11 protein-coding genes are annotated in these 11657 nt (G+C 61.3%); 7 read left to right on the top strand and 4 right to left on the bottom strand.

Features of this window, described 5'->3' with window-relative positions; genetic code table 11:
* Nucleotides 1-91: 91 nt before the first annotated feature.
* Nucleotides 92-1006 carry a DNA-binding transcriptional activator PunR gene (punR, locus tag BT204_RS10420; RefSeq protein ID WP_054919795.1) on the bottom strand — a complete coding sequence of 305 codons (915 nt, stop codon included), beginning with the start codon at nt 1004-1006 and terminating at the stop codon, nt 92-94.
* Between the two features lie 122 nt (nt 1007-1128).
* Here punR and punC point away from each other — a divergent pair, with 122 nt between their 5' ends.
* Nucleotides 1129-2313, top strand: coding sequence for a purine nucleoside transporter PunC (punC, locus tag BT204_RS10415; RefSeq protein ID WP_054919792.1), 1185 nt, complete (start codon nt 1129-1131; stop codon nt 2311-2313).
* Between the two features lie 138 nt (nt 2314-2451).
* On the opposite strand, the gene BT204_RS10410 is transcribed toward punC, so the two are convergent.
* Entirely contained in the window at nt 2452-3285 is an 834-nt protein-coding gene (locus tag BT204_RS10410) for a hypothetical protein (RefSeq protein WP_034126675.1), read from the bottom strand.
* Nucleotides 3286-3442: 157 nt separating this feature from the next.
* Here BT204_RS10410 and BT204_RS10405 point away from each other — a divergent pair, with 157 nt between their 5' ends.
* A complete protein-coding gene (locus BT204_RS10405; RefSeq protein ID WP_032892803.1) occupies nt 3443-4945 on the top strand; it encodes a nucleobase:cation symporter-2 family protein in 1503 nt (500 codons plus the stop codon).
* 114 nt (nt 4946-5059) lie between these two features.
* Here BT204_RS10405 and BT204_RS10400 read toward each other — a convergent pair whose 3' ends face one another.
* The gene (locus BT204_RS10400) at nt 5060-5992 is read right to left on the bottom strand and encodes a proline iminopeptidase-family hydrolase (RefSeq protein WP_057975713.1); all 933 of its coding nucleotides are present in this window, start codon (nt 5990-5992) and stop codon (nt 5060-5062) included.
* Nucleotides 5993-6086: 94 nt separating this feature from the next.
* Complete coding sequence (locus tag BT204_RS10395; RefSeq protein ID WP_034126677.1) at nt 6087-6851, bottom strand: LuxR family transcriptional regulator; 765 nt, start codon at nt 6849-6851, stop codon at nt 6087-6089.
* 183 nt (nt 6852-7034) lie between these two features.
* Between BT204_RS10395 and BT204_RS10390 the strand changes: the two genes are divergently transcribed.
* From BT204_RS10390 to BT204_RS10370, 5 genes are read left to right on the top strand one after another with little or no spacing between them, the layout of a single operon-like run.
* Entirely contained in the window at nt 7035-7922 is an 888-nt protein-coding gene (locus tag BT204_RS10390) for a proline iminopeptidase-family hydrolase (RefSeq protein WP_034126678.1), read from the top strand.
* A gap of 3 nt (nt 7923-7925) precedes the next feature.
* Nucleotides 7926-8873: an ABC transporter permease gene (locus BT204_RS10385; RefSeq protein WP_072446751.1), complete on the top strand. Its 948-nt coding sequence runs from the start codon at nt 7926-7928 to the stop codon at nt 8871-8873.
* Nucleotides 8870-9727 (top strand): ABC transporter permease, encoded by an 858-nt coding sequence (locus BT204_RS10380; protein ID WP_054898622.1) that lies wholly within the window; start codon nt 8870-8872, stop codon nt 9725-9727. Before BT204_RS10385 ends, BT204_RS10380 begins: the two co-directional genes overlap by 4 nt.
* Entirely contained in the window at nt 9724-10680 is a 957-nt protein-coding gene (locus tag BT204_RS10375; RefSeq protein WP_057975715.1) for an ABC transporter ATP-binding protein, read from the top strand. The genes BT204_RS10380 and BT204_RS10375 overlap by 4 nt, the downstream gene beginning before the upstream one ends.
* Complete coding sequence (locus BT204_RS10370) at nt 10677-11648, top strand: ABC transporter ATP-binding protein (RefSeq protein WP_057975716.1); 972 nt, start codon at nt 10677-10679, stop codon at nt 11646-11648. Before BT204_RS10375 ends, BT204_RS10370 begins: the two co-directional genes overlap by 4 nt.
* The last annotated feature ends 9 nt before the right edge of the window (nt 11649-11657 follow it).

Below are 11657 nucleotides of genomic sequence, written 5' to 3'. Positions count from 1 at the left end.
GCGTCACGCGTTAAGAGCGGACGCGGAGCGTCCAGGGCAGCATTCCCACGCAGAGCGTGGGAACGATCAGCAATCAGCAGCGTGGGAGTGATCAGAAAGAGGGGCCATTCAGCCATTCCTGGTTCATCGTTTCGGTGTCCCCCAAGTACTCCAACAACCACGCCATGGCCGGCGACAGTTTGTTCTGCGCCCACGCCACACACGACGGGCTGGCCGGAAATGGCCGGCTCAATTGCAGCGCCACCAACTCCCCGCGCTCGATCCATGGCAACACCTGATGGGCCGGCGCCATCCCTACACACAGGCCATCGCGCAGGCAATCCAGGGCCGACGCCCAGTTGGGCACCACCAGGCGGCGCTGGTTATCCAGGGTCCAGGTGTCGCGCTTGGGCAGGTTGCGGGAGGTGTCGGTCATGCACAGCGAGGCAAAGGGGCGCAGTTGGTCATCACTGAGCAAACCTTCCACCGCCGCCAGCGGGTGCCGGGCGCTGACCACGCACAGCCAGTTCAACAGGCCCATGTCGCGGAAGCTGAAGTGGCTGGCCACCGGCACCGCGCTGGTGGCGCCGATCACGATGTCGGTGCGTTCATCGGCCAACGCATCCCACACGCCGTTGTACACCTCGTATTCGAGCAGCAATTCCACTTCGGGAAACTGCCGATAGAAGTCGAGCACCAATTGCCGGCAGCGCTGGGGTTTGACGATGGAGTCCACGGCCACCTTCAACTGGCCGCTCCAACCATTGGCCACCTGTTGGCACAGGCGCCGGGTGCCGAGCATTTTTTTCATCACGCCGCGGGCTTCGTCGATAAACAGGCGGCCGGCAGGGGTCAGTTCCACGTCGCGATGCCGACGCACAAATAGCGGCACGGCCAACCATTCTTCGAGCTGACGCACGGTGTAGCTGATGGCCGACGGTACACGGTGCAGTTCCTGGGCGGCGGCGCTGAAGCTGCTGTGACGGGCGACGGCGTCCACCACATCCAGGGAATATTCCGACCACATAGGTACTGCCTTCAAAATTATTGATAAGAGTGTCCAATTATTATCGCTTCACACAGATATTGTCAGCTTCATAATGGGCGCCAGTCAGCAAATAGTTTGATGGCAGTATCTACAAGGCTTCGATGAAAAATTCTTTTGGTTTTACCTGGTATCTGGCGGGGCTGAGCATGCTCGGTTATCTCGCCATGGACATGTACTTGCCGGCGTTTGGCGCCATGGGCGAGCAGTTGAACATTGGTGCTGGCGCGGTGGGCGCCAGCTTGAGTATTTTCCTTGCCGGCTTTGCGCTGGGGCAGTTGCTGTGGGGGCCGCTCTCGGACCGCCTGGGGCGCAAGCCGATTCTGATCGCGGGCCTGAGCCTGTTTGTGCTCGGTTGCCTGGGCATGTTCTGGGTTCAGAGCGCGCCGCAACTGCTGGCCCTGCGCTTTATGCAGGCGATTGGCGTGTGTGCCGCCGCCGTCAGTTGGCAGGCCTTGGTGATTGATCGCTACCCGGCCGACAAGGCTCACCGCGTCTTCGCCAGCATCATGCCGTTGATGTCGCTATCGCCGGCCCTGGCACCGCTGTTGGGCGCCATGGTGCTGAATCACTTTGGCTGGCAGGCGATCTTCGGCGTGTTGCTGGTGGTGTCGTTGTTGCTGTTGTTGCCGACCTTGTTCCTGCGCAATGTGCCCAAGCGTTCGGAGCACAAGGGCAGCCCGGTGCGCCTGGGGTTTGGGCAATTGCTCACTTCTCGGGTGTTTACCGGCAATGTGATGATCTTCGCCGCCTGTTCGGCCAGCTTCTTCGCTTGGCTGACCGCCTCGCCGTTCATCCTCGGTGGCATGGGTTACAGCCCGAATGACATTGGCCTCAGCTACGTGCTGCCGACCCTGGCGTTTCTCGTTGGCGGCTACAGTTGCCGCAGCGCCTTGCAGCGCCTGCCGGGTAAAACCCTGCTGCCATGGTTGCTGGTCGCCTATTGCTTGAGCATGGTGGCGTTGTACCTGGTGGCCACCTTGAGTGTGCCGACCCTGACCACCTTGTTGATCCCGTTCTGCCTGATGGCGCTGTGCAACGGCGCCAGCTACCCGATTGTGGTGGCGAATGCGCTGATGCCCTTTGCGGAAAATTCCGGCAAGGCGGCGGCCCTGCAAAATACCCTGCAATTGGGCTTGTGCTTCGTGGCCAGCCTGTTGGTGTCGTCGATGATCGAGCAACCACTGTTGATCACGGTGATTGTGATGCTGGCGACGGCGCCACTGGCGGTGTTGGGCTATTGGCTGGCACGGCCGAAGGGCAACTCTTCCGAACTGGCCAACGCCTGAGCTGACAATACGATCAAACTGGTAGGAGCGAGCTTGCTCGCGAAAAACGTCAACGATAACGCGGGCTTTCTGAATGAACGCGGCGTCGGTGAGTTTTTCGCGAGCAAGCTCGCTCCTACAAAAAGCCTGCTTCTTCAGTCAGAACGTCACTTCCATGTTCAGCGTCGGTGTTGAGGTGCGGCTGCCACGGCCGCCGTCCACCCCGAACTTGTTATGCCAGTACTCATACCCCACCCCCAGGTACAGGTTCGGCTTCACGCTTTTACCTGGTCGCACCGCCACCATCAGCGCTGTACGCATCAAGGCCTCCGCTGCCGTATCGCGGCCATGGTAGTCCTCGCCTTTCTCCCCGACGTAATTGATAAACCCCTGGAATTTTGCCGCATGGTTGCCCACCTCGAACGGTCGCATCCAGGTCAGGTTGAGCATGTAGGTAGCGTCGAAGGTGTGGTTCGACTCTTGCGCGCCGGGAATGCCGGTGTGGTTCTTTTCCTTGTAGTACATCAGGCTCAGGTCCAGCACGCCGACAGTGTTGAACTTCAACGTAGGGCCAATCACCAAGGCGCGCTTCTTGGCGGAAGCGAAGTTGTTGTTGCGGTTGGCGTCGAAGCCCAGGGTCAGCGCGTAATCCTTGATCAGCCCCGTGCCCGGCGGCAAGTCGAACACGCGTGAGGCATACAGCTGATGCCGGTACACGGCGTACACCTCGCTGCCACCGTGGTCGGTGCCTTTGCGCGGGTCGCTGCTGTCGGACAGGAATACGTCGAGGTTGAGGAAATTGCTGCCGTAACGGTAGCCGCTGGCGTGGGTAAAACTGTAGATGCGCTTGCTGAAGTCGTCGGGGTTGTTCGGGTTGGTGAAGTGCTGCCCGTAGCGGAACCCGACGCTGTTGTTCATCCATTCCACCGCAACAGCCTCCCCGCCGCCGAGAAGGGTCAATGCGACGGTGGCGCCCTGTAGTGCCTTTTTCATTATTTTTGTCCTTTGGCGTTCTGGCTCGTGACGGCCGGATTGTTTTTGTAACGCCGTTGGAGGGTATCTTGTTCGATTGATTGTATACAACTCTATGGACATACAGTCTGAACATTGCATACAGTGAGCGCACAACAAAAACAGAGAACCCCTCACCATGACTATCCCGAAGGCGTCACCGCAGCGGCCCGAAGATGAAAATCTGGGCGTCGCCGCCAACATGGCTTACGGCCTGCAGCATGTGCTCACCATGTATGGCGGCATCGTCGCCGTGCCGTTGATCGTCGGCCAGGCAGCCGGGTTGTCGCCGGCGGATATCGGTCTGCTGATCGCTGCATCGCTGTTTGCCGGTGGCCTGGCCACGCTTTTGCAAACCCTGGGCCTGCCGTTCTTCGGCTGTCAGTTGCCGCTGGTGCAGGGCGTGTCGTTCGCGGGTGTGGCGACCATGGTGGCGATTGTCGGCAGCGACGGTGCCGGTGGTGTGCCAGCGATTCTCGGGGCGGTGATGGCCGCGTCCTTTATCGGTTTGTTGATTACCCCGGTGTTCTCAAGGATCACCAAGTTTTTTCCGCCGCTGGTGACGGGCATTGTGATTACCACCATCGGCCTGACCCTGATGCCTGTAGCGGCGCGCTGGGCCATGGGTGGCAACAGCCGGGCGGCAGATTTTGGCAGCATGTCCAACATCGGCCTGGCCGCGCTGACCCTGGTGCTGGTGCTGCTGCTGAGCAAGATCGGCAGCGCAACGATCTCTCGCTTGTCGATCCTGCTGGCCATGGTGATCGGCACCGTGATCGCGGTGCTGCTCGGCATGGCGGACTTCTCTGGCGTCATGCAGGGGCCGATGTTCGGTTTCCCCACACCCTTTCACTTCGGCATGCCCACCTTCCATGTGGCGGCGATCATTTCCATGTGCATCGTGGTGATGGTGACGCTGGTGGAAACGTCGGCGGACATCCTGGCGGTGGGTGAGATCATCGACACCAAGGTGGACTCCAAGCGCCTGGGCAACGGCCTGCGTGCCGACATGTTGTCGAGCATGTTTGCGCCGATCTTCGGTTCGTTTACCCAGAGCGCATTCGCCCAGAACGTCGGCCTGGTGGCGGTGACAGGGGTCAAGAGTCGGTTTGTGGTGGCCACTGGCGGGGTGTTCCTGGTGGTGCTCGGCCTGTTGCCGTTCATGGGGCGGGTGATCGCGGCCGTGCCCACCTCCGTGTTGGGCGGCGCCGGGATTGTATTGTTCGGCACGGTGGCGGCCAGCGGGATTCGCACGCTGTCCAAGGTGGATTACCGCAACAACATGAACCTGATCATTGTCGCCACGTCTATCGGCTTCGGCATGATTCCCATCGCCGCGCCGAGCTTCTACGATCAGTTCCCAAGCTGGTTCGCGACCATCTTCCACTCGGGCATCAGCTCGTCGGCAATCATGGCGATATTGCTGAACCTGGCGTTCAACCACTTCACCGCCGGCAACTCGGACCAGCAGTCAGTGTTTGTGGCGGGGACTGAGCGCAGCTTGTGCTTTCGCGACGTGGCTGCGTTGCGCGATGGGGATTACTACCGGGGTGGGAAGTTGTTTGATGCCGAGGGCAAGGAAATTCCCCTGGTAGCAGATACCTCAAAGAAAGCCGCAAAACCCGAAACCACTGAGGTTTAAACAGGTAGGAGCGAGCTTGCTCGCGAAAAACGTCAACGATGACGCGTGCTTTCTGAATAAACACGGCGTCTGATAGTTTTTCGCGAGCAAGCTCGCTCCTACAGAGGGCGGATTTCAGCCGGCCTTGAGGGCTTTGTGCGGCAACGAACACGCCTCATCCAGAAACTTCACCACCGTCCCCATGCACGCCTGGCGCTCTTCCACATGGGGCATGTGACTGGAGTCTTCAAACAGTGCCCAGCGCACGTCCGATATCTCATCCAGGAATGGCTTGACCACCAACGGTGTGGCTTCGTCATGTCGACCGGAAATCACCAGGGTTGGCACCTTGATGGCTGACAGGCGGCCGATCACATTCCAGTCCTTCAAGCTGCCAATCACGTGGAATTCGGTCGGGCCGCTCATGGCGTGGTACACCGTCGGGTCGGCATCCACCTGGGCGAAGGTGCGTGCCACTTCTTCGGGCCACGGGTTGACCCGGCACACATGCTGGTCATAGAAAATCCGTGAGGTCGCCAGGTATTGCGGGTCTTGGTAGGTGCCGGCCTGCTCGTGCTTTAGCAGGGTTTCATGCACGCCTTCAGGCAACAGCTTGCGCAGGCGGTTGGCTTCGCTGACCCAGGTGCGCATGCAGGTGGGGGAGTTGGCAGGGATAAACGCGCGCAGGCCCTTGGGTTGCAAGATCGCGTGTTCGCTGCCAAGCATGCCGCCCCAGGATTGACCGAGGATCGCGTAGTTCTCACTGATTTGCAGGTGGTCCAGCAGGTTGTTCAACTCGTCGAGGAACAGGCCGATGGTCCAGAACGACGGGTCTTTCTCCGGCAAGTGCGTGGACCGGCCGTTGCCCAACTGGTCGTAGTGGATGACCGCGTGGCCGCTGGCGGCGACGTCCTTGAAGGCGTCGACGTAATCGTGGGTGCAGCCCGGGCCGCCATGGATGATCACCAAGGGCGTACGGCCTGTGGTCAGGTCGCCGGTGACGCGATACCAGGTCTGATAGGCGCCAAAGGGCGCGTAGCCTTCGCGAACTTTTTCGATGAATTCCATTTCGTACCCTGCTCTGAAAAAAAGGATCAGGGTTACGATAGTCTGAACAAAAAGTTTAGGTAACTAGCAAAACAGATAGGTTTTTGCCGAAAGCTCAACCTTCCAGCAAGCGGTAGTGGGTGGCGCGAACCACGGCCTGAACACGGTTCTTGGCGCCCAGTTTGTGCATGGCCGAGGCCAGGTGCAGAGTGACCACCGCCAGGGAGCGGCTCAATTGCGAGGCGATTTCGGCGGCGGTCAGGCCTTCAGCCGCCCATTTCAGGCATTCGCGCTCGCGCTTGGTCAGGCGTATGTGCGGATAAGCCCGCACCTCCTTGCTGAACAGCGGGTACGCCGCTTCCTGGAGGGCATGGGTAATCAGGCTGAAATCGGCCAGCGTATGTTGGGCGTCCTTCAATACCGTGCGCGCCTTGCCGGTGCGCAACCCGGTCAGCGAGGCGAAGCCGCCCCGGGGCAGATGAATCGGCACGCTGACGCCGCAGGTCAGCTGACGCTCATGCAGATAAGAAGAAACGGGGGCGTGGCAGGGGTCGATGATCTTTTGCAGGGCCGTCTCAGTCTTGGCCTCATAGGACCAGACAAACGGCGACACTGTGCTCAGCGCCAGGTGTTGCACCGGGTCGATCTGGTAAAACCCTTCGCTGCACCATAAGGCGTGCCAATCGCTCGGTGTGTTGCGCAGTTGCAACAGCGAGGGCGTGATCAGTGCGCCGTTGAGGTCGATGGGCACCGGGGTGTAGTCATACACCAGGGCATCGAAGCCCAGTTGTTGGGCAAGGATAAACGTATTGTCCATCTGTTCATCCAGGCTCCTGCCCGGTATGAGGCGATTATTGAAGGCGGTCAGCTTGGCCAGCATCCGTTCTGCTCCCGAATTCATTTGAATCTCGACTTGCTGCAAGTAGAATGCCACGCCCCGGCGAAGGACTGCCAGGCCAAACCTATAAGAAATACTAGGTTATGGACGCACGGCATCCTCGGTAGTGTTGACCTGATAAACGGCCGCTACCCGCCAGGCCGATACAACACAAGGAATGTATGCATGTGGCGTGAAATTGCCCCCGACCAGCAGTACAACGTGCAAGTCGACGGCCATAACCTCGTGGTCTACAGCTTTGGCGAAGGCGATGAGGTGCTGCTGTGTCTCAACGGCGGGCCGGGCCTGCCGTGTGACTATCTGCGCGACGCCCATGGCTGGCTCAAAGCACATAACCTGCGAGTGGTTGCATTCGACCAGCTTGGCACGGGCGCATCAGCCAGACCGACCGATGCCTCACTGTGGGAAATCCGCCGTTATGTCGAAGAAGTCGAGACCGTGCGCCAGGCGCTGGGCCTGGGCCGCGTGCATCTGCTCGGGCATTCCTGGGGCGGTTGGCTGGGGATCGAATATGCCGTGCATTATCCCGGTGCGCTCAAAAGCCTGATCCTGGAAAACACCGTCGGCGACATTCCCCACCTGTCCCAGGAACTGGAGCGTCTGCGCGGCGCCCTGGGCAGCGAAACCGTGGCCATGATGCAACGCCACGAAGCCATGGGCACCCTCGACCACCCGCAGTACCAGGCCGCCATCACCTTGCTCAACTACCGCCACGTGTGCCGGCTCGACGAATGGCCAGAGCCGGTCAAGCGCTCCCTGGGCGACTGGAACATGGGGCCGTACGAAACCATGCAAGGTCCCAACGAGTTCCTCTATATCGGTAACCTCAAGGACTGGAACCGCCTCAAGGAAATGGCCGAGTTCACGATGCCGATCCTGATCACCACCGGCCAGCATGATGAACTCACCCCCGCCTGTGCGATGCGCATGAAACTTGCAGCCCCCCACGCCGAGTTGCATGTGTTCCCCAACAGCAGTCATATGCCTTTTTACGAGGAGCCACAGGCGTACTTCCCGGTGCTGCTGGACTTTCTCGCTCGCCACCGAGGCTGACGCATGAACCTGGCGCGCTACCGTTTTGTGTTGTCCCGGCCCCTGCAATTGCTGCCGGTGCTGCTGGGCATCAGCCTGATCACCTTCGTGTTGGTGCGCTCGATTCCTGGCGACCCGGCGCGTGCCTTGCTGGGTGCGCGCAGCACGCCGGATGCGCTGCTGAAGATCCGCGCCCAGTTCGGCCTCGACCAGCCCTTGTGGCTGCAATACTTTTACTTCCTGAAAAACCTGCTCAAGGGCGACCTCGGCCAATCGCTGCTGTACAAGGTCGACGCCCTCAAACTGATCGTCACCCGCATCGAGCCGACGCTGGTGCTGGTGCTGGGCAGCGTGGTGCTCGCTTTGTTGATAGCGGTGCCACTGGCAACGATTGCGGCGCGCCAGCAAGGCCGTTGGGCGGACAAGCTGATCCGCGTGTTCACCACGGTCGGCCTGGGCATGCCGGCGTTCTGGCTGGGGTTGATGCTGATCCTGCTGCTCAGCGTGAAATGGGGCTTGTTCCCGGTGTCCGGTTACGGGCGCACTTGGCTGGATAAGGCGCACCACATGCTTTTGCCATGCCTGACCATCGCCCTGGCGCTGTCGGCGGTGCTGGTGCGCAACCTGCGGGCGAGCATGTTGATGGAGTTGCAGGCGGATCACGTCACCGCCGCACGTGCACGCGGGCTGGCGGAAGGCGCGGTGTTTCGCCGGCATGTACTGCCCAACGCTCTGGTGCCGGCGGTCAACCTGCTGGCGGTCAACATCGGTTGGCTGATCAGCGGCACGGTGGTCATCGAAAGCCTGTTCGCGATTCCAGGCATCGGCCAGTTGCTGGTGCGCGGCATTTTCACCCGTGACTACATGGTGGTGCAGGGTGTGGCGATGGTGCTGGCCTGTGCCACGGTGGTGGTCAACTTCCTGGCCGACCTGGTGACGGTGGCCCTCGACCCACGGGTAAAGATGCAATGAGCAGCCGCCCATTGATTGCCCCGTGGCGCTTGCGCCTGCGCTTTGGTTTTCGCAATGGCCGGCTGACCGCCGCATGGGGTTTGTTGATCCTGTTCGCGTGGTTGGCCCTGGCGCTGTTTGCGCCGTGGGTCGCGCCCTATGACCCTATCGCGCAGGACACCAGCATGAGTTTGCTGGCCCCCAGCCTTGCCCATCCGTTGGGTACGGACAATTACGGCAGGGACATCCTGTCGAGGGTGATCTGGGGTGCGCGCATCGACCTGCAGTTGGCGGTTATCGGGGTGATCTTCCCGTTCATCATTGGCACCTTTATCGGTGCGGTCTCGGGTTATATCGGCGGGCGTTTCGACAGTGTCTGCATGCGTGTGATCGATGTGGTGCTGGCGTTCCCGTTCCTGGTGCTGATGCTGGCGATCATGGCCATCCTCGGGCCGGGCTTGCAGAGTTTTTATATCGCCATGGCGCTGGTGGGCTGGGTGTCGTACGCGCGCCTGATTCGCTCGCAGATCCTGGTGCTCAAGGAAAGCGAGTTCGCCCTGGCCGCCAAGAGCCTGGGCTTTGGCCATGGGCGCATTCTGTTCCGGCATTTGCTGCCTAATGCGCTGTTTGGCTCCATTGTGTTTTCCATGTCCGACGCGGTGCTGGTGCTGCTCAACGGCGCCGCCGTCAGTTACCTGGGCCTGGGGGTGCAACCACCGACCGCCGAATGGGGGACGATGGTGGCCGAGGGGCAAGCCTTTATCACCACCGCCTGGTGGATCTGCACCTTTCCGGGCCTGGCCATCGTGACCTTGGCCATGGGCTTCAGCCTGTTGGCCGATGGTGTTGCGCAGGTATTGGGAGAGCGCTCATGAGCCTGTTGCAGGTGCGCGACCTCAGTGTGATCGCCAACAACGCCGGGCGTGAGGTCACCTTGGTGGATCGGGTGTCCTTCGACCTGGCCGAAGGTGAAATCCTTGGCCTGGTGGGCGAGAGCGGTTCCGGCAAGACCATGGCCTGTCGCGGCCTGATGCGTCTGTTGCCATCGCCCAATCTGCGCGTGCAGGGCGGCGCTGTGCAGTTGGCCGGCCAGGACCTGTTGGCACTGGATGATGCCGGCATGCGTGCCGTGCGCGGCGGGCAGTTGGGCATGGTCTTCCAGAACCCCAGCAGCCACCTCGACCCGTTGATGCGCATCGGTGAGCAGATCGCCGAGGGCATCCGCCTGCACCAAGGCGCGTCGAAAAAAGACGCGCGCTTGCAGGCGATCGAGGTATTGCGTCAGGTCGGGATTCCCGACCCGCAGGCGCGGGTCGACAACTACCCCCATGAGTTTTCCGGTGGCATGCGCCAGCGCGCCATGATCGCCGTGGCCCTGGGCTGCAACCCGAAGGTGTTGATCGCCGACGAACCGACCACGGCCCTGGATGTGACGGTGCAGGCGCAAATCCTGCGGCTGTTGCTCGACCTGCGCGACCAGCGTGGCCTGTCGATCATCATGATCACCCATGACCTGGGCGTGGTGGCGCAAACCTGCGATGCCATCGCCGTGATGTATGCCGGGCGCCTGTGCGAGCACGGCAGCAAATACGAACTGCTGGCCCAACCGCAACATCCGTATACCGCAGGCCTGATCGACTGCCAGCCGGCCCACAGCAGCGGGCATGCGTTGTTGCGCACCATTGCTGGCCAGCCGCCGTTACTCGACGCACTGCCCGACGGCTGCCGCTTCCACCCGCGCTGCCCGCAGGCCGGCGCCTTGTGCACCGAGTTGCTGCCCCAGGGCGCACGCGTGGCCTGTCACTACCCGTTGGGAGCGCGCCCATGAGCCTGTTACAGGTCAAGGATCTGGAAGTACGCTTTGCCGCGTCCGGCAGCGGCCTGTTTGGCCTCAACCGCCAGTGGGTGAGGGCGGTGAACGGGGTGTCGCTGAACCTCGCCGCCGGTGAAACCCTGGGTTTGGTGGGCGAGTCCGGCAGTGGCAAGAGCACCCTGGGCCGGGCCATTCTGCACCTCAACCCGATCAGCGCAGGGCAGGTGTTGTTCGACGGTATCGACATGGCCCATGGCAGTGCCATCGACATCGCCCGGCTGCGGCATGAGACCGCGATGATTTTCCAGGACCCCTACGCCGCGCTCAATCCACGGCACAGCATTGGCGAAACCATCGCCGAGGTACTGCGTGTGCAGCGTAAGGTGGCGGCGCAGCAGATTCCTGATCGTGTGAATGAGTTGCTCGAACTGGTCGGCTTGCGTCCTGAGCTGGCTTCACGCAAGCCCGGCTCGCTCAGTGGTGGTCAGTGCCAGCGCGTGGGTATCGCCCGGGCGCTGGCAGTGGAGCCGCGCCTGATCATTGCCGATGAATGTGTGGCCGCGCTGGATGTGTCTATCCAGGGCCAGATCATCAACCTGCTGCTGGAACTGCAACAGCGTATGAACCTGGCGATCCTGTTTATCGCCCATGACCTGGCCATCGTAAGGCGCCTATGCGACCGCGTGGCGGTGATGTACCTGGGCAAGATCGTCGAAGAGGGCCCGGTGGAAGCGGTGTTCACCGCGCCCCGTCACCCGTACACGGCGGCGCTGATCCAGGCCATCCCGGAGATCGATCCGCACCGGCCATTGCCTGCGCAGCCATTGCCCGGCGAACCGCCGAGCCCGCTGAATCTGCCGACAGGCTGTGCCTTTCACCCGCGTTGCCGGTATGCGCAAGCCATGTGTTCCTCGGTATTGCCCCCCACCCATTTCCAGCACGAGCATCGGTACAGTTGCGTGCTTGAAGACCCTTTGCTTTGACCCTCTGCC

Source organism: Pseudomonas sp. NFPP02, assembly GCF_900119355.1.
GTDB classification, from domain to species: Bacteria; Pseudomonadota; Gammaproteobacteria; order Pseudomonadales; family Pseudomonadaceae; genus Aquipseudomonas; species Aquipseudomonas paracarnis.
This window is presented reverse-complemented; position numbering and strand designations above follow the sequence as displayed.

Coding starts and splice junctions, on each gene's coding strand:
- BT204_RS10400 (WP_057975713.1), bottom strand. CDS start 5,992: ATGGAATTCATCGAAAAAGTTCGCGAAGGCTACGCGCCCTTTGGCGCC.
- BT204_RS10370 (WP_057975716.1), top strand. CDS start 10,677: ATGAGCCTGTTACAGGTCAAGGATCTGGAAGTACGCTTTGCCGCGTCC.
- BT204_RS10395 (WP_034126677.1), bottom strand. CDS start 6,851: ATGCTGGCCAAGCTGACCGCCTTCAATAATCGCCTCATACCGGGCAGG.
- BT204_RS10390 (WP_034126678.1), top strand. CDS start 7,035: ATGTGGCGTGAAATTGCCCCCGACCAGCAGTACAACGTGCAAGTCGAC.
- BT204_RS10375 (WP_057975715.1), top strand. CDS start 9,724: ATGAGCCTGTTGCAGGTGCGCGACCTCAGTGTGATCGCCAACAACGCC.
- BT204_RS10410 (WP_034126675.1), bottom strand. CDS start 3,285: ATGAAAAAGGCACTACAGGGCGCCACCGTCGCATTGACCCTTCTCGGC.
- punR (WP_054919795.1), bottom strand. CDS start 1,006: ATGTGGTCGGAATATTCCCTGGATGTGGTGGACGCCGTCGCCCGTCAC.
- BT204_RS10385 (WP_072446751.1), top strand. CDS start 7,926: ATGAACCTGGCGCGCTACCGTTTTGTGTTGTCCCGGCCCCTGCAATTG.
- BT204_RS10405 (WP_032892803.1), top strand. CDS start 3,443: ATGACTATCCCGAAGGCGTCACCGCAGCGGCCCGAAGATGAAAATCTG.
- BT204_RS10380 (WP_054898622.1), top strand. CDS start 8,870: ATGAGCAGCCGCCCATTGATTGCCCCGTGGCGCTTGCGCCTGCGCTTT.
- punC (WP_054919792.1), top strand. CDS start 1,129: ATGAAAAATTCTTTTGGTTTTACCTGGTATCTGGCGGGGCTGAGCATG.